Source organism: uncultured Erythrobacter sp., assembly GCF_947499705.1.
Classification (GTDB): Bacteria; Pseudomonadota; Alphaproteobacteria; order Sphingomonadales; family Sphingomonadaceae; genus Erythrobacter.
Genome location: NZ_CANMPJ010000001.1, coordinates 1073901 through 1098710, shown reverse-complemented (window position 1 = coordinate 1098710; position 24810 = coordinate 1073901). Strand labels below are relative to the sequence as shown.

Sequence of the window (24810 nt, the reverse complement as noted above, 5' to 3'; positions counted from 1 at the left end):
GGCCTCTATTCACTCATCCCGCAACGATGATCTGCGTATCGGTCCGCTCCTCCCAAGGGCGCACCTGCACAGAGCTATCTGCCCCGATATAGGTCTGCCGCATTCGGAACGTCGTATGCGCTGGATCGGTGATGCTAATCCGCTCCGTCAAAGTGCTCGTCTGCGAACTGAGCACCTGAATGCGTTTGCGCCGCAAAGGTGCGCCGCCGCCCGGATCATATTCGACTTCGATAATCGCAAGCCGCGTCCGCGCCGGGTCCATGGCCGGGATCAGGAACAGATCGATTGCGTGTGGGAATGGGTCTGACACGCCGAGTTCCGGCAGGTCGGTCGACATCGGATCGCCGACCACAGTCCCACCATCCAGCAGATGATGCGTCATCTGATAGCTGTAGAGGAACGGCGCGTTGCGCGATGATTGGCGCAGCTTCCAAAGGAACTCGGCATCGCCCGCCCGCACATTCATGCGTTTGGTCGCCGTCCAACCGGTCGGATCTTCATAGCGAAGTGCCAACTCAATGCGGTCGATCAGATCGGTGTCGATCCGGTGCGGATAGATGCGCACCGTCTTGAAACCGAGATGGAGGTGCGGATCGATATGCAAGCTACGATCCTCGGATCGCACGGACGGGATTTCGTATGCCAGCTCTTCACCTTCCCAATCGGAACCACCCCTGAAATTGTAGGTGATGCCAAGTTGGTAATCGAGGTCGAGGTCTTCGTTGAGGAAGAACGCCGCTGTCTTCGGGTCGGTGTCACCGGCCCGGAACGCCAACTCGCGATGCTTCACCCCGCTGCGATGATCTGTATTGCCATAGTCGATCGCCACCTGCGCGCTGGCGAGACCGATCGCATCGAAGTCTAGCGGCGCCGAAGCCTCAATCGTGAACTCCCGGAAAAACGCTGCGTCGAGATCGACTTCGGTGAAATGCTCATCCTTATCGATATCGTCGAGCAGCAGACCAAAAGTGCCCTGCGGTGCGAAGGTCCGCTCGACCGCTTCCTGACGGTTGTACACCACTGTCAGGGTCTTGCGCTCCTCTTGCCTCACGAATTTGAGCTTCAGTGAGACCGCCGCCGGTGTTGTCGCGAGCACAGATGGCTGGCCTCCCGACGGTGGTGGGGGTGGCGGAGGCGGCGGTGGAGGCGGAGGTGGCGGCGGGGGTTCACGCCGCGGTGGGCGCGACAACGTGCCCGTTATCCGAACCTCACTGCCCGTGCTCGTTGTGCCAGTGATCGAAGCGCGACGGTCGATCTCTTGATCGGTCCGGCCTTCGTTGCGTGCGACGGTGTGACCAGACCAACCGCGGCTGCTTACCCGCCCGCCTGCACGGCGCACGATTGCCTCGGCGACTTCAAGGCGGCGCAGCGAAAGCCGTTTGTTGTATTCTTGTTTCTGGACCGTGTCGTCGCCTTCGAAGCTCGCGAAAGCCTGGATCGAGACACTGCGCGATCCGGAAAGGTTGCTACGCACCCAGTTTTCAAGGCGGACTGCACCATCGCCAGCTGGCTGCGCGGATGAATCGCGCACAGCGCTGGCATTGCGGAATCTTGGGTCGCTGGTCGAATTGTTGACATAGGCGAGGTATGAACTGCTCGGCGGGCTCGTGGAAAATCCGCGCTCCGCAGGCTTCGCTTTGAGGAAAAACAGATCGAAGATCTCGGTCGTCTCTGTGGCTGGATAGACCACTTCCACGGCGCGGCTTTGGCCGGGCGGAACAGATACTCGAACGCGTCCATCGCTGCCGACTGACTGGGAAACGCCATCGATAGTGACTTGCGCGCCCTCCCCTTCAACGGTCAGGATTTCGTCGTTCCCGCTGGTCGAGGGTGTGTGCGTAATGCCTTTCCCATCTGGCGTTGGATCGGGTCGCCTTGCGGTCACATTGAATGCGGCGCGTGGGTGTTCGGCGGGCGCGGGGTTGTCGTTGTTGTTGTTGTCATCGTCTTCATTGTCGTCGCCGTTCGACTGCCCACCGCGAGCATTGTTCGCAGCGTTTTGGATCAGTGTCTGGCTGCGCGCGATCACCGCGTCCAGGCCTTCGGCTTGTGCCTCTTCACCTTGGAGATCGCCTGGCGTTAGGGTCGGCTCGAACCAGTCTTCAAGCAATTGCTCCTTGAAGAAATCAAGCGCCCATTTCTCCTGCTCTTTCTGGTCGTCTTCACCGGTGAAATCGGTGACTTCGATCTTGATCGCGCCGGACTGGACCAGCTTTTCGAACCCTGCATCGATGCCAGCCTTGATGAAGTAATACTGGCCTTCGAGGCTAGCCGAGAACTGCGTGTAACAACGGTCGAGATCGGCGGTAATCTTTACATTGAGCGCGGGACGCATGGCGTCAAATTTGAGGTCATACAGCACCCCAATCGGAGCGAGACCATCCTCAAACGCTTGCTCCAGAATAATCGAGCCTTCCTGACTCAAGGTGAGGCCGAATGTCGCGACATTGTTGCCCTGTAATGAGGGTACAGACGCGCCCTGGATCTCTTCAACTGCATTGAACGCGCCAGGAGGCGCAGGCTCTGCGCTTGTGCCCCCTGCCCCTTGCAGGTTGAGCGACATGCATTGCACGGTGCCCGACTTGTAAGGGACGAGAGAGATGCGCGGATTGTCCGAAACCGAAGACAAGCGCGATTCAATCTGCTGCTTGACACTTTCGTCCAGCGCTAGGGCAACATCGAACGCAGCATAGCCGCCACCTTTGATCCCCGCGCCGGCGACCGCCGGCTTATATTTGATGAAGCTGAACGCTGGCCGGCCATCGCTGCGGCGGCGCAGCAGATCGACCTCACCAGGCATTGCCCAGAACAGGTCTGGATCGGCATGGTCGGCATAGACCACCACGCCCGAGAATTCCCCCATCGGTTTCGACAGCAATAGCATTACGCTCTCCCTTCAGAGCAAAATTGTGAGCCTCAGCGGCAGTCGATCCAGCCCAGCAGGAAGTCTTCTTCCATGCGGTTTTGCTGGCCGCGCAGTTGCGGATTCTGTGCGTCGAGACCGTGGGTTTGGATGTGTCCGTCAATCGCTGTCTGGATCTGCGTCATCAGCAGATCGTAGCTGATCGATTGGTTCGACTGATTGCAGACATCGAGGATCGATTGCGTGAAAATGCCGTGCCGCAGTGATCCGACTTCTTGCGCCAGTTCCACCGTATTGCAGGCCGCCAGCATCGTGGCTTTGGTGTGTTCGACCAGGAACCGATTGGGATCGAGATCGAGGTCGATCTGCCCATCCGGAGCCATGCCCGCATTCACGACATTGTCCGTCAGAATGTCGATCGCGCTCGGGCCAGCAACGATTCCGATCGGAACCACCGTTTTGAGGTTGGCGAGGAAATCCTCCCACCATGCTCCGGTGCGGATGATCGTCCGCAGGCTCATCGCCTCGTCGGTCGCATTGTTCATCCCGCCCGAATGGCAAGAATCCAGAATGACATTGAAGTTGACCGCACTCTCTTCGAGCCGCTCAGCCTCGACATAGAAATCGTGATCGGTGATCCAACGGCCCGAATAGGGGATGATTGTCTCATAAGCCCGGCCCGGATTGTTCGGATCGGCGATATAACCGCCATGCCCCGCGTAATAGAAACACGCGACATCGCCCGCTTCGCCTTCGTTCAGGATGTAGCGTAGCGCCTGCCTGATATTGGACGAGGTCGCTCGCGCATCGGTGTACAGATAGATGTCATCGAATGCGAAACTGTGTTGCAGGGTTTGTGCCATGGCCCTGGCATCGTTCACGCACCAGGAGAGGTTGCCCGCCCCCTGTACGCTGTAATCGTTGATGCCGACGACAACTGCTCTTTTCCGGCCCATCAGACTTCCTCCGCTTCTGGTTCAAGGATGCTGACCATCGTTTCGTCCGTGGTAACGGGCTCAGTGCGGGCAATGCGCCCGTCCTGACCAACGAAGGTCGCGCTGTAAGTGAATGATTTGATTGTAGGATCGAGGACGCTCAGCTTGAGCGGCACGTCGAGCGCGTCGGCTTCGACAACGATCCGTTCCTGCCGCCTGTAATTGTTGGCCGCGTCTTCGTACTGCACCTGCAGCAGCACCCGGCGGAAATCGCTGGGATTGTATGCTGGGAAAAACAGCAAATCGAGCATGGCCGGGAACGGATTCGGCACCGGCACCTGCGTCGCGGTGGTCGAAATCGGCCCGACTTCGCGCGTGCCGCCATCGACCATGTGATAAACCAGCCGGTAGCTGTATGGCTCAAGCTCTTCAGCGAATTGCCTGATCTTCCAATGCTGCGGAGCGCTGCCCGCTTTCACGGTAACGTGATGCGATGCCTGCCAGCCGCTGGAAGCCTCGTAATCGAGGAACACCTCGACCTTCTTCACAGCGCCGCCATCCAGCTCATCCGGAGCAATCTCGATATCCAGAAATTTGAGATGGTTGTGCGGATTGAGGTGAAGCCGCTCGTCCTCAGTCCGTTCGGCAGGCAGGTCGTAAGAGAATGTCTCCCCTTGCCACTCATTGTCCGGACTGAAGTGATATTGGACCTGCAATTCGAACGTGCGGTTCAGGTTTTCGCCCAGAAACGTCGTAAAGGTTTTCACGTCGTCACCGCCGGTCTTGAAGACGAAATCCTCTTCCTTGACCGTTTCCGGATCGTCGCGGTCACCATAGGTAAGCGCGACATCGGCGCGGGAGAGACCAATTCGAGTGAAATCGAACGGCGCGTCCACCTCGACCGAAAGCTGCGCGAGGAACGCGTCATCGGTATCGACCAGCGTGATGTGCCGGTCGAGATCGAACGGCCCCAGCAAATCAGTCAACTGTCCCTGCGGTGCGCAGGTACGAGTGATCGCCTGCGAGCGGCTGTAGTCGAGCACCAACTTCTTGCGTTCCTCCTGACGGATCGCGCGCATCGCAAAAGCCGCGACCACGTCTCCCTCCCCTTCGGAAGCGTTTCGCAGTGCCGATTGGCCCGCAGCGACGTTGCCAGCCGAGCGCGCTGCGTTCGTCGAGGATTCTGCCGGAAAGCCGGTGCCTTCTGCTGGGTTGCCGGTTTCCTGTGCAGCAGCGGCGTCGGGGTCACCCGATGTGCTGGTTTCTTCGCTGCCCGTCCCTTCAGCCGGGTTCGGACCGGTCTCGCGTGGCTCTTGCTCCGGCGCGTCCTCACCCTCCGCCATCGGAGGTGTAAGCTCAGGTTGCGGCGGGCGAAGTTGCGCACCCAACGTCCGCACGCTGTCGAGCGACGCAGAAGAAGCAGATGTGCCTGCCAATGTACCTGGCGTCAGGGTCGGTTTGAACCAATCCTGCAGCAGATTGTCCTTGAAGAAATCGAGCGCCCATTTGACGCGCTCGTCGGACTTGCTGCCGTCGCTGGTGTCGGCATCGGTGATCTCGATTGTGATCGCGCCGTCCTGCACCAACTTCTCAAAGCCCGCGTCGATATCGGCGCGCAGCATTGCAACCTGCCCTTCGGCAGAGGTTGAGAAGTGTGTGTGCACCCGCTCCAGCTCAGCCGTGATCTTGACGCCGAGTGCGCGAAGCATTCCCGAAAATGTCAGGTCGTAGATGATGCCGATCGGCATGTTGCCATCCCGGATCGCGGCTTCGACGATCGCAGCGCCCTCTTCCGAAAGCGTGACGCCGAACACCGCGTTGTTGTCTCCCAGCAGCGACGGCTTGGTTGAGCCGAGAATCCGCTCAACCGCGCGCACAGGAGGTGTCTCGCCGGTACCGGTAGCTGGCGCAGCATCCGTGCCGCCGCCACCTTGCAAGTCGAGCACGACGCACTGGACGGTTCCCTCCGTGAAGGGGATCGGCGAAAGCTTGGGCCGTGCCGGGCAGAACCGGCGCAGGCTGGACTTGATGCGTTCCAGCACCCCGCGATCGACCGAAAGGTCGCATTCAAAGCTCAGGAATCCCCCGCTGGTCCGCTCTTCGGTGCGGTACCGGATCAGGCTGAATGCCTTTCTCCCTGGCGTCGCTTCAACCAGTCGCGGTTGCATATTGCAGAACCAGAATTGGTTCGGATCGGCGTGGTCGGCAAAGACCTGCACGCCTTCGATCATTTGTTGATCGGTATCGAGCAGCAGCATGGCGCTCTCCCTCAATCTATTTCGATGGTGAGAAGTTCGTCGTCGGCTTCGGTCCAATCGCGACCGCCACGCTTGGCGCCCGTGGTGAGACGTTCGGTGACGCGGTACCGATAATTGTCGCGCTGGGCGTCGACGTAATCGTACTCGAACAGCGCACGATCATCGGGGTCATCGAACACGACCTTGTCGCTGAAACTCAGCCCCATGATTGGGTCCTGATATTCGATCTCGATTTCGAGTTTCGCGATCTTCTCGTCTTTGAAATCCACCTGCGGCGGCATGATGGTCACAACCTTGTGACCCTTCATGTCGGGCCGGATCATGATCCGGGAATCAAACGTCACCGATGTCGGGATTTCGGTCATCCCGCCATCGTTGAACAGGATCGTGACCTTGTAGCTGACAGCAAGTTTGCGCGGATCTTTAAGGTTCGCCTCAAAGGTGACCGGTTTCTTGTTGTCGGCATCGAAAGTCAGCGATTCCACTTCGTTGATGTCGTTGTCCGGATCGGCGTAGGTCAGGTCGACAAACACCATCGACACATCGTTCCAGTTGACCGCCGGTACGACTTGCAACTTGCGCTTGTCCGGGAACGGATTCTCGATCGTCACCAGTTCATCGACACGGCGCATGACCGGCAGTTCGATGTCCTGGTTATCGGCAGCCCGGTACACGACCCGCACATCGAAACTGCGCGTCTCTGGGTCGATGAAGAACAGGTTGAACGTCTTGGTCTGGTTCTCGGTATCGAACTTGAACGATTCACGCTGACGCAGCCCGTTGGCTTCATCCTTGAAGTGGATGTGCGCCTCGACAACCGGGTAATCTTCGAACGGAACGCTGCTGGCATCGAGTTCGATGGGTACCTGAGTGTAGAGTTCGCTCGGCGAAAGGGCGAGCTCGTCAACGGTCGTAACAAACGGCTCCGAACTGAGCGATGGAGGCCGTTCTTCGGCGGCATCGTCGTTGAAGATCACATCATAGCGAACTTCCACTTCGCGCCGCATCTCACCGTCTTCGACGATTGAGGTGAACTCGATTGTCGCGTCGTTCTCACCGTCCTTCAGCCGCACGGATTTCTCGTCATCGCCATATCGAACATGTGCGATGATCATCGTCACGCCTTCTTCGGTAAACTGCGTGTTCGATGTGATCCGTAGCTTACGGCGACGGAACCATGCTCCGCCTGTGGTGACCGAAGTAATGAAGCGATCAAGCGGAACGCCCGCATCGCGAGTCAGGCGGAACATCCCGTCGAGATGGCGCTGCGGATAGATCGAACGCAGAACCGTCGATCGCTCCGAGTAATTCACGTTCAGCCGCTTCTTGTCCGTCCGCTGCTGATTGACATGCTTCATCTTGAACTTGGCGATGCCGCCCCAGCCGCCTGTGGCAGCGAGCGTGCCAGCGGTCCGGGCTAGCTTCTCCGCCTTGTCCCAACCGTCTTCTTCTTTCTGGTCAGGTACGATGCTGGGTTCGAAGAATGCGTCGGTCACCATTCCGCGAACATCGTTGAGTGCGCGGTCGCGCCGTCCGGCGAGGCCTGCATTGTCTTCGTTGTCGAGGAATTCGCTGGTCACTTCGAGCTTGATCGTTCGATCTTCGATCAGTTCGTCGACGGTGTTTTCGATGTCGACACTGGCGAAGATGGAATCCACACCGTAGCTGGTGTTAACGTGCTTTTGCACGCGGTCCCAATCGATCTCCAGATTGACACCGTATGCTGGTCTGAGCGCCAGGAAGTCGAGCGAATAGACCACGCCAATCGGCGCGAGCTCACCCGCAAGCGACTTCTCCAGCACCTCCACCCCTTCCGGCCCCAACTGAACCGAAAAGATCGCGTTGTTGTCACCAAAGAGCGCAGGTTTGCTCGGGTGACTGATCTTGGTGACGAAGCTCGCACCCTGATCGTTACCACTGGTCGCTCCGTCCCCCTCCGCAGCTGAATCCGCACCCAACATCATCAGGCGAACGCTGCCATCGACATAAGGGATTGGTGCCAGCCGCGGCTTGTCGTCGAGCTGTTCGAGCGCCATCAGTCGCGTGGAAATCTCGTCGAGCTTCTCCGGCTTCACGCCGAGATCGACGTCGAAGTTGAGGAACCCGCCAGAGCCCGTGTCGCCGCGATATTTGATTAGCGACAGGCGCGGGATGTCGGCTTCCACCTCTTCATCGAACTCGGTCGAGAAGTGCGGCATGAGCGGTCCGAAGTACCATTGCATTGGGTCGGCGTGATCTCGGAAGACCGAGATCCCATCGATGATGCGAAAGGGCGGTGCCAGATATAGCATGATCCGTCTCCGTGATTAGGAGGCGATGGCCTGAAGCTAGGCCATCACCGGGGTTTCGAGGATCAGCATGGTGTCTTCGCTCTCGGTCGGACCGGTGGCTCGCCGCGATCCGTCGCTCATCACGTGCGTCTGAGTGACGGTGTATTTGTGGCTGGCGCCGTCGCCGAGCGGCTCGCGCACCAGAGATTCCGAATCACCATCGCGGAACACCAGTGTCTTGCGCTCGTCAGAGTCGCCATCGTTGTAGTTGATTTGAACGATGACCATCTTGAGCTCGGTCCAGTCGAGCACGTCTGGCAGAACGGTGATCTCCAGGAAGTCGCGCACGGCTTCGCCGACCGAAATCACATCGGTCTGAGCAACAGTGAGCGGGATGTCCTTGGTCGTGCCGTCCTGGAAGACGATCGAGCCCTGATATTCGGTCTTGCCCGATGCAGCATCGATGACAGGGATCGCCCAGTCGTTGAACGGCGTGTCATCATCCAGAACGAAGCTTTCAGCCTGCGAATAATCGTTCGCCGCATCGGTGTAGGTAACATCGACGAAGATCTTGCTGATGTTGTCTTCGAGATCGCCCAGCGCGCGCAGCTTGATGACTTTCTGTTCGCTGAAGGGATCGTTGACATAGAGCTGATCGGCTTCGTGGTTCTCCCACGGACGCTCGAACTCCTTGCCGTTCTCCATGAAGTACTTGACCTTGTACTGGAAAGGCTTGTTGCGCGGTTTGAAGATCAGCTCTCGAACCTGGTGTTCGGGATTGTCCGAAGTGATGTTGAACACCCGCTCAACCGGATCGACGCCGCTGTCTTCATAGCGGACTGTCAGCTGGGCCTGCTTGACCTGATCGAAGTTGATATCGCCAACCGCGATGTCGAGCTTCCAGATGCCCAGATCGCTGACATTGATCACCAGCTTGTCACCGCTGATCTTGGTCGGCTTCACATCGAGAGTCTTGGACTCGCCCTTGTAATTGACCTGGTACGAGTAGGTGTATTCGCGCTTGTTATCGTGCGTGAAGGTGATGAAGTTCTCGACCGTGTCGGCGGTGTTGAACAGGAACTCCTCTTCGGCTTTGACCTGCCCTTCCTTGTACTTGCACAGAACCTCGACAGAGTGCAGCGGCAGGTTTTCGAAATCGGCATTGACCTGGATCGCGACGTTCAGTTCCTGGAAGAACTCGTCGTCAGCATCGACCTCGATCATGTGGTCTTTCCACTTCACCTTCCCTCCGCCTTTCAGCTTCATGTTGGTGATGTTTTCGAGAATGCCCTGCGGATTCAGGTTATGCTCGATGACCTGCTGTTCTTTGATATTCATGTGGATGTTGGTCATCTTCTTGACCGAAACATCGCGCTTGATGTTCTCAAGATCGTGCTTGGTGTAGAGTTCACCCGCATCGCGCTTCTCGGCTGTGACGTCTCCCAACAAGTTGCGAGCGATCGCCTGATCAAGTGATCGGTGGATCGACGCGCGAATGGAATCGACCACTTTGGGATCGGATTGCGCGCCGGGTATGACCTCTACGACCTTGATCTCGCGCTGACGCAGGTCCTCTTCGATCTTCTCATTGTAGTCGTCTTCGCGGAACCAGCGCTCCTCGACGTCGATCGATTGCATGAACTCGTAATACTTGCTGGCATGAAACCGCGCTGTGGCACGGACGTCGCCGACGCGGGCCGAGAAGTACAATTTGTAGATGACGTTTACGAAGCCGCCTTTGCCGGTCATCGCCGCTTCGAAGACAGGCGTACCGATTTCCGATAATTCGACTGAGAAGGTCGCGATGTTGCGACCAACCAGCGATGGAACACCGGCGCCAGTGATCTTGTCGACCAGCGTGCTGTTTTCGTCATTGATCCCGAGCTCTGCGGAGCCTTTGATGAAAGGGATCGTGCCGATCTGGACCTTGGGCGGCTGTTTGTTGCGCTTCTGATATTTCTTGTCGACTTCCTTCTGGAGCTCCTTCTTGATCTTTTTGAGCTTCGCTTCGGGAACGACAAATTCCGTGTCGAAATTCAGGATTCCGCCAACCTTCTTACCAGCCTCCGTCTTGATCGAGCGGAACTTTACGAACTTCAGGATCGGCGATCCCTTTTCGTTGACGCGGAATGTTGGTTGCTCTGGGAATGGGTAGAACAGGTTGTCCTTGCGGTCGTCTCCGAAGACTGTGACCCCTTCAATCAGGCGCTGATCGTACAGTTTAAGCATGGTGTTCTCTCCTTGGTTCGTTGGTCAGGTGTCAGGGCGCCGGGAACCAGCGCGCGGCATTTGTGATGATTTGAATGGGATGGGCGTTGGTGCCGGTTTCAAGGTAGGCGGCGCTCGCCGATGCTGTGCCGGGTGTGGGTGTGCCCGCCATCGCGTCCATGGCGTCTCCGGCAAAGCTACTGGCCACCGATCCGGCTGCGTTGGCTGCGGTTTCGGTAGTGCTGCCGAAACTTGCGGAGGCCGAGGCAATTTGCGGAGCTCCGCCGGTATCCGGCGTCTCCATCGAGTGGTGCTCGATCGCAGCAACAGCGAAAGGCAGATCGACCGTCAGATCGTAGACAGCGATCAATTCCGCGCCGTCTTCACCGGCCAGTGCAGCGCGAAATACATCGACTTGCTTGTCCATGACAGTCGCGCTGATTGCGGCCACGAAGGGGTACATTCCCGAAGATTGCGATCGGCCGAGAACCTCGATCTGGCCATCGCCGGTACGCAGCTCCAGCCGCGCCTCGCGAACAGTCAGGTTCGCTTCGTTCAGCACGACTTGATCGGGACTCTGCCCCATCTGACGCGCAAATTCGGTCGCGAGCGACACGTTGCTTTCCGGCTTTGGAGCCAGTCGCGCCACGCATTGGACCATCAGCACGCCGCCAGCTTCGATCACACTCGCTTTGGGTTGATCACTCGCGTCAGTCTGCGGCTGGATGGCACCGCTGTGCCACCAGCCCAGCCCCGGCTTGTCATCCGCAAACCAGACACAGTTGCCGTCGATCATGATTGATTGGAGCGTCATTGAACCGGCTCCACGGCTTTGCAGATCGGTCCAAGATCAATCTGATCGGACGTAGACGAAAATGACTGCCAATCATCATCGCCATGGCGCCGGATCAGCAGGCCTCCGAGTAACGGATTGCCGCAGAACCATTCGTAGTCACGCTGTTTGCGGCTCGAACTGAATGCGAGCGTGGAGTGGTCCGCTTCGTCCTCACCCTTGATGTCGATTGCGCAGTGCTCGCCATCAGCGAGATCAACGCTAAGCGAAACCGACCGGCTGCCAAACTCGGCAAACAGATGGAAATCGAGCGCGCTTCCATCGGCGACAAATGCTTCGGAAGTGACCGAACGGTCCTCTCCAGACAGCTCGATCCGGAACGTCGCATCGTCGGCAGTGTCGCTCCAGACACTCAATTGAGAAGCCTCTCTAGGCCAGGTGATCGTCTCGACCACCTTGTCATTGTCCCAACCTGTCAGCGTGAGCGTTCCCGCCGCTGCCAGGCGTTCGCTCGCCTCAAAACCGCGTGTTGAGACCGGGATCAGGTCAGGCCCGATAATCAGAATGTCTTTGGTAATCTCGACCGGGTCGCCTTCGGGCTGGGCGAAGTCCGATCCGCGCATCGTCACCGCGTATCCGCGCACTTCGTAGCTCAGCGTCTCGCTGGGCCCGATCTTTAGTTCCAATTCGACAGGATCGGAGTCGCTCGAAAGCGATGAAAGCGTGTGGTTGATGGCCTGCGGACGATGCGGCGCGGCGGGCGGAACCGAGATGTGCACGCCCCAATCGAGCACGCCATCTGGACGCTCGGGCAGGTTGGTCAAAACGGTGATGGTGCGTCCGTGGCGCGGAATCGCATCGACTGTCTTGCGTTTGACCAGAGTGTCTTTGTCGAAGCCATCAAGTGCGGTGTTGAGGTCAAACTGACTCGCAAATACCCGCAGACACAGTGTCTCTTTTGAAAGATCGAAGTTTAGCGTTCCGCCGCGTTCCTCGCCCTCACGTAGACGCCAGCAAGCACCGCTTTCGATTGATACAGGAGGCGTTGGAACCAGCAGCGCACGCGCGATATGGTCGCGCAGGGTTTCGCCGAATATCCGGCGATCAGCCCCGCGTGGGACCTTGCCTTCGATTTCAATGGCAGCCGGAAGTCTGGTCGCCAGCAGTTCAGCCAGATCTCGGTCTGGAATTTCCCCTGTTGGACTAGCCAGTTTTTGCAAGGCGGCGACGGCGCGTTTTCGATCAATCGTCGCTCGTGCCCGGAAGCGCGGACTCATGCCCATCACACCGACCTGGCCGATAATGCCAATCGGCATGGTTTCGCTTTCAAGCAATCCGGCCATGAAGCCCGCATCGTCAGCATCCATCCGGTGGATCGCAGGGCCGCTGGCCCGGCCAGTCGCGGATAGGGTGATCTCGTGCTTCAGAGATTTCGGAAGGCTGATTTCCTGCAACAGCGAATAGATCCGAAACGAGCCACCTTCGGGCAGCGCCTTAGAGATTGGGCGCGGCATGCGCCGTGCTGCGCCCCGTTCGATCTCTCCAAGATCGTGAAACGCCAGCCGCCAATTCAGATCGAGCCGACCGGCAGTGTCGAGATCGCCGTCATCGTTGCGACGGAACAAGGTCAGGGAAAGCGGCGACCGCTTGCCCCGCCCGTCCAACGCCACAGCGGTGGGGATTGCGACGCTGCCATTGCCTCCGCTCGCTCGGCGGTAGATGCCGGAATGCGCGCCGTGAATGGGAGCGCCCCAATCGGGAGTGCTCGCGCGGCTCATGCGAGGTCGCCGGGCTGAATCGGAAGGACATTCAGCGTGCTGCTGGTGCTCGTCTTCCAGGCAGTGGGGCCCACCATGCCGCGTTCGCGAATTTCGCTGATGCGGTAGGTGTATTCTCCCTCGGATTCCTTGCGGAAAACGATGTCGGCCAGCGGCAATTCAATGCTCGTCTCCGACTTAAGCTGGGTAGCTTCCAGAGTGACATCATCGCCATCCTGGAACTCGATGAAGAACGCGATGAGCGCGCCATTCTCATGATCGCCGGAATTGGTGAAGAACGGCGCGAAAGTCGCAACTTCGATTTCCTGTTCCAGCGCAACCGAGCTGGATTCATCGAACACCGCGTCGAATACCGCTTCGTGATCGGTGTCGATCTCAATATCCATGTCTTCATACAGGACGTGGAAGGAGCCATCTTCCGGCAAATCCGCCGCCGCCTCGACTCTCATCCGAAAGTCGCTGCCTGGCTGGATGACCTGACCGAAATCAGGCTGTTTCTTTGTTATGTTGAGCGGGATCGTATCTTCACCGACCACTGCGACTGGCCTCAGACCTTCGATCCTCAATGGGCTTTCGATCACATTCAGAAGGCTGATGTTCACTGAACGGGCATTGAGAGGCTGCAAAAGGTCAAGCTCGAGAGCTTCACCGTTCATGGAATCCAGTCGCAGCTCAACGGGAATAGTCTCGGGTGCCGGACCGCCCAGATCCAGTTTGACCTCGCCGTTCATGACGATGTGTGAGCCCTCGCCGCGCAGCGCGTTGAAGATGCTGAGAAAGTCGGTTTCGGCCAGTTGGAGCCTGACCGATACGCCCGACTGCAAATCGACCTGGGCGTTGGCGATCACTTCGAACCCGCCGCCGCTGCTGCTGGGAAGAGCGAGCCGCAGTTCGGCCCCGCTTACCGACAGCGGCACAAACTCGAATTCATGTCGCTCGCCGTCTGTATCGGTGAAACCAAGTTCATCGCTTGCCGCCAGCAGGCGATCTTCGTCGATATGCGGCGTGGCAATGAACTCAAGTTCGAACTGCGTTTCGCCGCCCTCTTCCGTTGCCGGTACCGATCGCACCAGCATCAAAGGCGTGCGCGGCACGTCATTCTTGCGCTGCAATCGGAACGAGTCTGGAAGGAAATGCACACGGTCGCGGTCGTTCGGATCGATAAAGTACGAGTGGACTCTCTCTTCGAATTCGACCCGCTCGATCCGGAAGCTCCCGCCAGCCGGAACTTCGCCGCCAACCGCATCGAGCAGATCTGCATGCAAGTCTCGCAGCAGCCAGAAATTCAGTTTTTGGCTGATCGTGCGGCTCGTCTTGCGATATTCCTGCGATGCCTGTGCCGCCGCACTAGCTGCAGCGATCGCGGCGACTTGCGGACGGGCCAAACGGATCCCTCCCACTGGCAGGGCCCGCATTTCCATCGTCTGCGGCCGAACACGGCGTGGGCGGCGGCGAACGCGAGGACGACGCGGCTGCTGAGGAGGCCGAGCAGGCTTGGGCGCCGAGGCATTCTTCTTCACCGGCAGCCACACTTGCGCGACACGGTCGATGATCAGGCTGGCGCTTTCCGTGTCGAGAATGGCCTTCATCGCCTGGCCAAATTCGGTGCTGGAGTCGAAATAGATGCGCGCGATGATGCGGCCATCGGTTCCTTCGAGCAGCTCCTCCGCAGTCACTTTCGTCGTGCGGTTGGCCAGCCTGGGGTCGGGAAATTCGATGCTGCAACGGACTTTGTGATCGAGGAACTCTGCATCCGCAGCCCTGCGCTTGTGCCCGTCGCTCTTGTGGGGATCGAGCCCGACTTCGAGCATGAAGCGGCCATCGGGAGCGATCGTCGTGGCCACTGCAGCCTTGCGTGTGGTCCCGCTCGCATCGGACAGGACATCTTCGGCTACCTCGTATTCAGGCAAGACGTATTTGCGGTTTGTATCCTTGCCGTTTTCGAAGATCGTTGAGCCGGTTGGTTCGGGAGCTCCTGAAACCGGGCCGTCGATATCACTCTTCTTGCGCGGGGTGATCTTAAGCTGAGTCAGCGCAATGCTGGAGATCGCTCTGCTGAGAACTGCGTTGTGAAGCTTGATGTTTCCCTTGAGCAGTTTTGGAGCAAGCGCGACCTTGGGCATGCGCATCGTGTTGATCGATTTCAGCATCGCCGCGCTGGCCGGAGCAGACGTCACTATTGGTTTTGCAGTGGCTACAATCGGCTTCGGCTTCGAAACGACTGTTGGCTTGGTAATAGTTACTGGTCGAGGCGTCGGCCTTGGCGCCGGACGCACCTTGCGCCTGCCATTTGTCTTCACCGTTACAGGCTTCAACTGCCCCTTCTCACGCGACAGCCCGCGCAGCAAAAGCTTGAGGGGGTTGTTCTTTTTCTTCGGTTTCTTCGCCATGACGCCCTCAGCCCAGCACGATCAGGTCTTTGCTCGAGAAGCTGCGGATGCGTTCACACACCTCGTAGCCCTCGCGGCTGCCTTCATCATTGGTGTTGCCTTCAAGGGTATCCATCACCTCCCGGCCGAAGCTCATTGCGAAGCCGGTGTGGGTCCAATCGGTGGATGTGCGGCGGACAAGGAAGATTGCCGGTGCGCCGCCTGTGTTGCGGACATGGTCGTCAATGTCGTTTTCGCGGCAGAAGCGGCCTTTCTGCTTGGCCTGCATCGCCAGCACGTCGCAGGAAAAGCTCCCTGCGATCGGCATCGGCTTACCTGTGAGTTCGCAGGCCTGCTTCAGGATGAACGTCACAAAACCGGCACACCACGGCCAGGCATTGCCTTCGTTGCCGTCCATGTAGAGCCGGACCCAAGGCCCTCGGTTTTGACCGCCAATTTCGCGTGGATGTTCGGCAAGATGCTTGCGGGCGAGCTTGGCAACCGCGTCGGTCAGAGTGCCGTTGTGAGTAATCGGCTCCAACACTCGCAGCATTGGTGAGACAAACGCCATGTATGTCGTGCGATCTACCTTGCCGCTCGCCCGGATGCCGGATTTGGACTGGAATGCCTTGACGCCGGCCTCTGTCGCCGGTCCGAAAATGCCATCTGCAACCAGTTTGTGGCCATGCAAACAGCTCCATTCCTGGACTCTTTTGACAATCGAACCTCGACTACCGCGCGCTACGGATTTCTCGAATTCAACTTCTTTTCGGATATGACTTTTCAATGCACGTGCGCCATCGTTCAGATAAGGCATACTAATCCCCCTGATTATTAGTTATTTTGTATTTTCTGCGTTTCCCGTGATTGAAAGGTATTCGAAGCCAATAGATTCGCAAAGCTATTTTTTCATATGTTTGAGTAGTTTACTCAAATATTTTGTAAGAATACGACAGAACGTCGTGTTTCTACAAAGGGCGATTTTTGGCAATATTTCCCACAAACCCTAGGACTTGAACCGGTTTTGATTGGGGTTTGGGAGAGAGAGAAGAAATTTTCGAAAAACGCACTCTTGAGGCATGATTCTGGAAACATGAGCCGCAATTCTAGTGATTTTGGAATTCTACAGGTCGTCAATCTATTCGATATATTTGTAGAATTACGTCAAATCGAGTCTGATCGAATCACACTTGTTCGAAATCGAATGATTGGTGATTCGATATTTATTTCATTTCCTTTGTAGAAACGCGTCAATTTACTGAAGTCGGTGATTGCAAGGCGGATATTCTCGGTCTAGCTTCAGTTTCAAGAATGGCCCGGAAGACCGGCGTTGGTCGCGCAGGAAAGAGGGGGTGAACGATGGCAATTCCAGACATCGAAACCAGCACAGACGAAGACACAGGCCCCGCCCAGCGAGAGCTTGAACCCGGGATCGGATTGGCGATGTCCGGAGGCGGGTACCGCGCGACATTGTTCCATGTCGGCGCGATCATCCGGCTCTATGAATTCGACCTGCTGAAAGATATTTCTCGCATCTCAAGCGTCTCTGGAGGATCGATAACGGCCGGGCGATTGGCGATCGTTTGGGACAAACTGAAGTCACGCGATGATCTGTTCACACACTTTGTCGATCCGCTGCGGCGACTGACCGGCAAGACTCTGGATCGAAGCGCCATCTTCCGTGGTTTGGTACTGCCCGGTACCATATCGGATGTTGTCGCGCGCAAGCTTGATAACGAACTGTACGGCGGAGCCACCTTGCAGGACTTGCCCAACTGGCCGCTCTTCACGATTAATGCGACCAATATGGAAAGCGGCCGGTTGTGGCGATTTCAAAAGGCATTCATGCGCGACTGGAAAGTCGGCGGGATCATGAAACCCACGGTGAAGATCGCGCAGGCCGTGACGGCATCTGCCGCTTTTCCTCCAGTGCTTTCTCCGTTCCGGTTGCGCGTACAGCCAGAAGACTTCGACGTGCGCGAAGATGGTGTCGACGACAGATTCCTGCGCGACATCTCACTTACCGATGGCGGAGTTTACGACAATTACGGTCTTGAGCCGGTTTGGAAGCGGTTCCAGACTGTGCTGGTTTCGGATGGCGGCAGCGCGCTCACCATGGAATCACGCATTGGTCGCAACTGGATCACGCAGTTGCAGCGCACAGTCTCCGTCATTCATTCTCAGGTTCACGCGCTGCGCAGCCGCACTATTGTCGAGAAGTACCTCGCCAAGGAACGTGAGGGTGCTTTCTGGAGTATCTCGACCCCGCCAAGTCGCTTCAAGGTAGAGCCGTATTTCGAAGTCTCTGACAAGGCTGCGCTCGAAATTGCACAAATCGCGACGCGGCTGAAATCCATGAGCGCCAAGCGGCAAGAGCGCCTGATCAACTTTGGGTACATCCAGTGCGACAACGCCATCCGGTCCTACTTCCGGGTCGGAGCAGATCGTGGTGCTGCCCTTCCCTTCCCCAACAGGAGCCTGTGATCGATGCATTTCGTCATACAAGCCGACCTCGTCGATCGCCTGCTGCTTGGTCCTGTCAGCGGCGGGCGCATTGTGCAGGACTCGCCCATTCGAGGTGATGTGCTGGCCGCCTATGCGCTCGCACCAAAAAAGCCGCGCGAACTGCTGCTGACACCCTATCGCTCGCTGAGTGCGGCCAAAGTGGCCTCGGCGCTCGCGCACTCTACTGCCAAGACCGATGCACCATCGCGCGTGTCCTATCTGGAAGGTGTCGTTGCAGCGCGGCTGACGCTGGATGGAATGCTGATGAACGTGCTGACGATGACTCGTTGGTGGCAGAAGATACGCGATTCCAAGCTGACCCAGAAATCCGTGCGCGAGGCGATCCTCGACCGTGTGAACGCGATGTATGCAGAGGCTTCGCTTGAGGACGAAATCCTCACCACGCTTGAAAGCTCAACAATGGATCGCTCAGCCGAGCTGGTCAGCGCCGCAGCGCTGCTGACATTCCTGGGCGCTGTCGAAGTTGTGACACGTCCCAGCAAAGGCAGTCAGACAGTCAAGCTGTCAAACGTTGCGATGATGGCGGAGTACTTCAAGCCGTCGCAGCTCGCTCAGGCCGGTGTCGACATATTCCGTCGGCTCAAACAGCATTGTGAAAAAGATCCCTCAAGCGTTTGCAACACCACGCCAATGGTATTCGCCATTTCGCTTAACCGGCCGGTGGAACTGGCCGTCAGCACTTCGGCCAATACGATCAAGGCGGATAGCGCGCGGTTGCTGTTTTCGACCGACTGCTCGGGCCTAGCCTGGGCGATCCTCGATTCCGGCATTGACGCCGGGCATGATGGATTTCTTGATCACGCGAAAGGCGATAGATCGCGCGTCAGGGCGGCCTATGACTTCACTAGAATTCGTGACCTGATCTGTCCCGACTATCAGTTCAACTCTGCCCGACTGACCGAGGCTGCAAAGCTGTTTGCACGGGAAGGTTTAACGCAAGCGGAGATCAAGGCGGACCTGAAGCGTCTCGCCGAAGACGCCGAGCTTGGGCATCCGATCGACTGGAGCGTCGCGCGCAAATATGTCGAGATCGCCAACCCGAGCGATCCCAAGAACACACCACAGAATGCACATGGAACGCATGTCGCAGGCATTCTGGGCGCGGATTGGCGTGAAGATGATGGGACGACGCAGCGCCTGACCGGGGTCTGTCCGGGGATCAAGCTCTACGATTTCCGGGTTGTCGGCGCAGGTGTCGAAGACACCGAATTCAATGTGATGGGCGCGATGCAGTTCATCCGCTGGCTTAACGAGCGCAACAATTACCGCGTGATCCATGGCGCCAATATGAGCCTGTCGATCGCCCATAGCGTCCGCAACTATGCCTGCGGCGCAACACCCGTCTGCGAAGAAGCAGAGCGGCTCGTCCGCTCAGGCGTTTTCGTAACCGCAGCGGCGGGCAATCGCGGCTATCAGAGCTTTCAGCTACGCGGCGGCGACGTGTTCGAAAACTACGCACCATCCTCGATCACTGATCCCGGCAACGCCGAGGCGATCCTGACTGTCGGTGCCACCCATCGCGGATCGCCGCACACATACGGCGTCAGCTTCTTTTCAAGCCGGGGGCCCACAGGCGATGGCCGGGCCAAGCCCGATCTGCTCGCCCCGGGCGAGAAAATCGTCAGCCTCGTTCCCGGCAATGCCGAAGACACTCGCGACGGAACCAGCATGGCGGCACCGCACGCTGCTGGCGCAGCTGCGCTATTGATGGCCCGCAATCCGGAATTCGAAGGCAAACCGGAGAAGATCAAGCAGATACTGGTCGAAACCTGCACCGACCTTGGCCGTGAGCGCAGCTTTCAGGGTGCAGGCCTGATCGATGTCCTGCGCGCGCTACAAAGCATCTGATCGAGAGGGGAAAATCATGGAACTCGAAGTCCTTCCCGCACGCCACGGCGATTGCATGTTGCTGCATTTCGGCAGCGACGATGCGCCCAAGATTGCGCTGATCGATGGCGGTCCCGCCGGGGTTTACAACGACACGTTGCTACCTCGGCTGCAGGAACTACGCGAAGAGCGCGGTCTTCCGGAAAATCAACCGCTGGTGATCGAAATGCTGATCATCAGCCACATCGATGATGACCACGTGAACGGCGTCATCCGTCTCCTGCGCGATATGAAGAAGGATGCCGACAATGGCGATCCTCCGCGTTTTCGCATCCGCCGCCTGTGGCACAATTCCTTCGACGATATTATCGGCAATTCGGAAACGGAATCGCGCGCGGCTTTGAACGAGCAATTCGGCACTGCCAGCGCAGGGGCGCAGGATATTCCTGAGGACCTGCTTGATGACCATTGCGACTGGCAGGTACTCGCCAGCATTTCGCAAGGTCACCAGATAAGGGAGCTCGCCGAAAGCCTTGGCATCCCTGCCAATCCCGACTTTGGCGGAAATCTAATCCAGGCTCCTGACAGTGACGATGATTTCCTCGACCAGATCGAGCTGGATGGCGTGACTTTCACAGTTCTCGGCCCTCTGACCCGCGAGCTGAAAGACTTGGAAGAGAAGCACGACAAATGGCTGAGGAAAGAGCAAAAGAAGCGCGATAGCGGCGAGGCAACGCTGGCAGCATTCGACGACACTTCGGTCGCCAATCTCTCCAGCATCGTGTTGCTCGCGGATGATGGCGACAAGCAATACCTGCTCACCGGCGATGCGCGCGGTGACAAGATCATCGAAGCCTTCAGAGCCCGCGATGATCTTGGCGAGACTGCCGGCGAGGACGGTGCAGAGCGCTGCGGCGAATGCGGCGCAGAGCTAGACGATGATGGACGCGCAATCGGTGCTGCGTCAGCCACTTCGGGTGACAAGGTCCTGTCAGTCGACCTCCTCAAAGTTCCGCACCACGGCAGCGACCGCAACGTCACGGTCGGCTTCTTCGAAGCGATACCTGCATCAACATACGTGCTCTCAGGCAATGGCGGACACGGCAATCCGGAACGCGATTGCCTTGAATGGATCGAAGAAGCGCGGGCGGGCAAACCCTACACGCTGCAATTCACCTACTCGCTTGAAGCGATCGACGCGAAACGCAAGCGACTGATGGAAAACGGGCATCATGCAGGGGATGAGCCGTTCGATCCCGCCAAGCATGGTGTCGGCGCGTTTGTTGAGAGCTTGCCAGACCGAGTGAAAGTGGTCGCGCCAGAAAGCGACTAACCCCCGCGCAGCAGTTGTACGCCCCAGTCTCGCTCAAACAGATAGAGCAGAATGCGCGCCGCTTCGCCGCGATCTGACGTCAAGCCGCCATCGCGGTCGATCAAGAGCCGCGCATCGGCGTGGGCGAGCGGCAATAGCTTCTGCACCTGTTCGAGATTGGCAATCCGGAAAGCCGCTTCGCCCGATTGCCTCGTACCGAGCAACTCGCCACCGCCCCGCAGTTCGAGATCTTCTTCCGCAATCCGAAAGCCGTCCTGCGTCTCACGCATCAAAGCCAGCCGCTTACGGCCCGTTTCGGACAGTTCGTTCCCGCGCAGCAACAGGCAGACGGACTTGTCGCTGCCCCGCCCCACGCGCCCGCGCAACTGGTGCAGCTGTGCAAGGCCGAACCGCTCAGCCTGCTCGATCACCATCAGTGTCGAAGAAGGCACGTCGACGCCGACTTCGATCACGGTAGTAGCGACCAGCAGCTTCGCCTCGCCCCGAACAAAGCTCTCCATATTCGCGTCTTTGACCTCGGGTTTGAGCTGCCCATGGACCGAGGTCACGTTGTCGCCAAAGCGCTCCTTGAGCGCTGCATACCGCGCCTCCGCCGCAGCGATGTCGGCGATCTCGCTGTCGCGAACCATCGGGCATACCCAATAGGCCTGCTGTCCACTGGCAAGGTGGCGTTCGACGCCTGCCACGATGTCTTCGATCCGTTCCTGCGCGACCACCCGGGTGTCGATGGCTTGTCTGCCAGGTGGCAGTTCATCGAGGCGGCTGACGTCCATCTCACCATATTGCGCGAGGGTCAGTGAGCGCGGGATCGGTGTGGCGGTCATCGCCAATGTGTGCGGCGCGCGCTTTCCTTTGGCTGCCAGCGCCAGGCGCTGCGCGACCCCGAACCGGTGCTGCTCGTCGATGACTACCAAGCCCAGATCTTTGTAGCCAACGGTGTCCTGAAAGATCGAATGCGTGCCGACAAGAATGTCGATCGAACCATCAAGCAGTCCCATCAAAATGCCTTCGCGCTCGCGGCCTTTGGCGCGGCCTGTCAAGATCGCGACCTCGGCGCCCGTTGGCGCGGCCATCTTGCGCAATGTCTCATAGTGTTGGCGCGCAAGGATTTCGGTGGGAGCAAGCATTGCCGCCTGCTTGCCTGCCTCGACCGCGATCAGCATCGCCGCGAGCGCCACCACCGTCTTGCCCGCCCCGACATCGCCTTGCAGCAGCCGAAGCATGGGAGCCTCTTGCTGAAGGTCACCTTCGATCTCGGCTATCGAGCGCGTCTGCGCCCCGGTCATCTCGAACGGCAATTCCAGCTTCGCACGCAACCGCCCGTTACCAGCTAGCGTCTGCCCCTTGCGGCGGCGGCTGTCGGCTTTGACCAGCAGCAGCGCGAGACTGTTGGCCAGCAATTCGTCATAGGCCAGCCGGTCGCGCGCCTTTTCGTGCTCGCCCTTATGCGCAAGGTGCAAGGCATCGCGCCAATTGGGCCAGCCAGCCTGTTCGAACTGCCCAGGCTCGATCCATTCGGGTAGCTCAGGTGTGCGCTCCAAGGCTTGACCAATCATCCCCATGACGCGCGGCTGCGTCAGACCTTCGGAGAGCGCGTAGACCGGCTCATTCAACCGCGCGAGATTGGCAGCGGACTCTTTCTCGACATGGTCGGGATGGACGATCTGCAGCATGTCGCCGTAGCGATCGAGCCGTCCGGCGATCCAGCGTTTCTCGCCCACCGGTAGCTGCTTTTTCGCGGTGTAGGACGCGCGCCCAAAATAGGTCAGCGCGCAGATATTGCCCGCCTCGTCTTGCGCCAGCACGCGGTACGGGCCTCGTCCGGGATTGTAAGGCGCACGGTGCTCGGTCGGTGTGAGCGCGACAATCACTTGCTCGCCCTCCGCGCCCTCATCGAGATTGGCGATGGATCGCCGCGTCACGAACCGTTCAGGCAGGTGATATGCCAGATCGCGCACGCGGGTGAGCCCCAGCTTTTCCAGCGGTTTCATCAGCTTCGGCCCAACGCCTTCAAGCGTTTGGGTCTCGGCAAACAGGGGATTTAGAGCGTCTGGGCGCATAGCGATCAGTCAGGTGCCGAAAATACGGCGATTCCGCAAATTGTCGTTTGGAACATCCGGCCGATTCGGTGTAAAAGATTGCCGGGTGTCATGAGTCAGTAAGGCGAGAGTGGAGGTTCCTCTCGTCACTAGAGGTGCTTCCACAGTTTTACTGAGGAAGAGACACCATGAATTATCAGACCTGGATGAAAGACACCAACCGCGGGATGTTCAAACCCCGCAGCAAAGCCCTGAAGACATTGGACAGAGCTTTTGCGAAATGCGGTAACAGCGCCGTTGGTCATTCCCTCCGTCGAGCGGAACTCCTCGACAAGCTAATAGCTTGGATCAACACGAAAGGCGGCAGATGGCAAGATAGCATCCGCAACAGCAAAAGGAATGCGCACGGCAAAGGCACCGTCGAGCAGTTGCTGGATACCTTCTTGAACGATCCGAATTTCGCACCCAGGCTCGTCGCCGCTGGATTGATGGCTCGCCCCATTCCTCCTTTGCCTACTGTCCGGCCTATTCCGCATCTACCTGTTGCTCGGCCCATTCCGCCATTGCCGCCGGTTGTACGGCCGATCCCGCCTTTACCCGCTCCACCGGCGCCTCCGATCGTTCCTCCGGCCAATGTTTATCGGCCCGGGAAAAAGGAGCAATCAAAGGATGTAGACGGAAACTGGCACCACTTCATTCGCCAGGAGAAGGGAAACTCATGTGTTCCGGCCACCGTTACCATGATGAAGCGAGCTTGGGGTGGAGCCAGCTTGACGGATCTCAGTGAAGAACAGGTCCGCGGGCTGATGTCGCTGATCGAAGCCAATAGGCTCAATCAAGGCATCTCACCACTCAGCAACTTCGCACACACCTACCACAATTGGGGGACCAACGGCACGAATGCCGATCTCGCCGTCAAGGTTCTGAAAAGGCGGCCATTCCCGGTCCCTTCGGCATATAAGGTCGAAGGTGCTCTCGTAACCCTCCGATTGCTCCAGGCGCTCACCCCGCGAAAGCCCGGATTGGTGGCGTGGTATTGGCGCGGAGGTGGCGGTCACGCCACTATGTGCATTGGCCCGACGAGGGACAGCGCTCAGCTCAAGATCATCGATCCCTGGCACGGCATCCAATATATCGACAACACGAACCCGGGCTTCCGCGTGTACAATGCGCCGGGCGGCGGCATTGGAGACCTGGGTGTAGCGGTTCTTGCGCTTTAGCGGAGTTTGCTTTTCAACGAATCCCTCTGTTGCGCTGCCGTGCCGCCCCACTTAGGTGGGGCGCATGACAGACATGCCTACATTCGAGCAACGGCTAGCCCGCGCGAAGTTCCGTGCATGGCATCGCGGCACGCGTGAGGCCGACTACATGATCGGCGGGTTTTTCGATCGCTACCATGAGACATGGGGCGAAGCGGAGATGAACTGGTTCGAAGACCTGCTCGCCGAGGATGACGTCGATGTAATGGCGTGGGGGCTTCAAACTCAGGAAGTCCCCGAGCGGTTTCGGGGGCCTCTGATCGAAAAGATGCAGGCGCTCGACTACGTCGACATCCCGCGCTAGGCGCGGTGCCTGAACCAGACTTTCAGCCCCGTGCGGGAACGCGCGGGG

15 protein-coding genes are annotated in these 24810 nt (G+C 58.4%); 5 read left to right on the top strand and 10 right to left on the bottom strand.

Features of this window, described 5'->3' with window-relative positions; all coding sequences use genetic code 11:
• Window positions 1-13 precede the first annotated feature (13 nt).
• From Q0837_RS05045 to Q0837_RS05005, 9 genes are read right to left on the bottom strand one after another with little or no spacing between them, the layout of a single operon-like run.
• A complete protein-coding gene (locus Q0837_RS05045) occupies window positions 14-2884 on the bottom strand; it encodes a hypothetical protein (RefSeq protein ID WP_298466058.1) in 2871 nt (956 codons plus the stop codon).
• A 32-nt stretch (window positions 2885-2916) separates the two neighbouring features.
• Entirely contained in the window at window positions 2917-3819 is a 903-nt protein-coding gene (locus Q0837_RS05040) for a caspase family protein (protein ID WP_298466056.1), read from the bottom strand.
• Window positions 3819-6056 carry a hypothetical protein gene (locus Q0837_RS05035; protein WP_298466054.1) on the bottom strand — a complete coding sequence of 746 codons (2238 nt, stop codon included), beginning with the start codon at window positions 6054-6056 and terminating at the stop codon, window positions 3819-3821. The genes Q0837_RS05040 and Q0837_RS05035 overlap by 1 nt, the downstream gene beginning before the upstream one ends.
• Before the next feature lie 11 nt (window positions 6057-6067).
• Complete coding sequence (locus Q0837_RS05030) at window positions 6068-8347, bottom strand: hypothetical protein (protein WP_298466052.1); 2280 nt, start codon at window positions 8345-8347, stop codon at window positions 6068-6070.
• A gap of 36 nt (window positions 8348-8383) precedes the next feature.
• Entirely contained in the window at window positions 8384-10555 is a 2172-nt protein-coding gene (locus Q0837_RS05025) for a hypothetical protein (protein ID WP_298466050.1), read from the bottom strand.
• Between the two features lie 31 nt (window positions 10556-10586).
• Complete coding sequence (locus Q0837_RS05020; RefSeq protein ID WP_298466048.1) at window positions 10587-11348, bottom strand: hypothetical protein; 762 nt, start codon at window positions 11346-11348, stop codon at window positions 10587-10589.
• A complete protein-coding gene (locus tag Q0837_RS05015; protein ID WP_298466046.1) occupies window positions 11345-13105 on the bottom strand; it encodes a hypothetical protein in 1761 nt (586 codons plus the stop codon). The genes Q0837_RS05020 and Q0837_RS05015 overlap by 4 nt, the downstream gene beginning before the upstream one ends.
• A complete protein-coding gene (locus Q0837_RS05010) occupies window positions 13102-15495 on the bottom strand; it encodes a hypothetical protein (RefSeq protein WP_298466045.1) in 2394 nt (797 codons plus the stop codon). The genes Q0837_RS05015 and Q0837_RS05010 overlap by 4 nt, the downstream gene beginning before the upstream one ends.
• Window positions 15496-15502: 7 nt before the next feature.
• Complete coding sequence (locus Q0837_RS05005) at window positions 15503-16165, bottom strand: peptidoglycan-binding domain-containing protein (protein WP_298466044.1); 663 nt, start codon at window positions 16163-16165, stop codon at window positions 15503-15505.
• A gap of 668 nt (window positions 16166-16833) precedes the next feature.
• Between Q0837_RS05005 and Q0837_RS05000 the strand changes: the two genes are divergently transcribed.
• Genes Q0837_RS05000 through Q0837_RS04990 form a run of 3 tightly spaced genes read left to right on the top strand, consistent with a single transcriptional unit; the run spans window position 16834 to window position 21160 of the window.
• The gene (locus Q0837_RS05000; RefSeq protein WP_298466042.1) at window positions 16834-17958 is read left to right on the top strand and encodes a patatin-like phospholipase family protein; all 1125 of its coding nucleotides are present in this window, start codon (window positions 16834-16836) and stop codon (window positions 17956-17958) included.
• 3 nt (window positions 17959-17961) lie between these two features.
• Window positions 17962-19848 (top strand): S8 family serine peptidase, encoded by a 1887-nt coding sequence (locus tag Q0837_RS04995; protein ID WP_298466041.1) that lies wholly within the window; start codon window positions 17962-17964, stop codon window positions 19846-19848.
• 16 nt (window positions 19849-19864) lie between these two features.
• Window positions 19865-21160 (top strand): hypothetical protein, encoded by a 1296-nt coding sequence (locus tag Q0837_RS04990; RefSeq protein ID WP_298466038.1) that lies wholly within the window; start codon window positions 19865-19867, stop codon window positions 21158-21160.
• Here Q0837_RS04990 and recG read toward each other — a convergent pair.
• Entirely contained in the window at window positions 21157-23220 is a 2064-nt protein-coding gene (gene recG, locus Q0837_RS04985; RefSeq protein WP_298466036.1) for an ATP-dependent DNA helicase RecG, read from the bottom strand. The two genes, Q0837_RS04990 and recG, sit on opposite strands and share 4 nt — an antisense overlap.
• A gap of 167 nt (window positions 23221-23387) precedes the next feature.
• Here recG and Q0837_RS04980 point away from each other — a divergent pair, with 167 nt between their 5' ends.
• Window positions 23388-24419, top strand: a complete 1032-nt coding sequence (locus Q0837_RS04980) for a papain-like cysteine protease family protein (protein ID WP_298466034.1) — start codon at window positions 23388-23390, stop codon at window positions 24417-24419.
• A 64-nt stretch (window positions 24420-24483) separates the two neighbouring features.
• Window positions 24484-24762, top strand: a complete 279-nt coding sequence (locus Q0837_RS04975) for a succinate dehydrogenase assembly factor 2 (RefSeq protein ID WP_298466032.1) — start codon at window positions 24484-24486, stop codon at window positions 24760-24762.
• Window positions 24763-24810 lie beyond the last annotated feature (48 nt).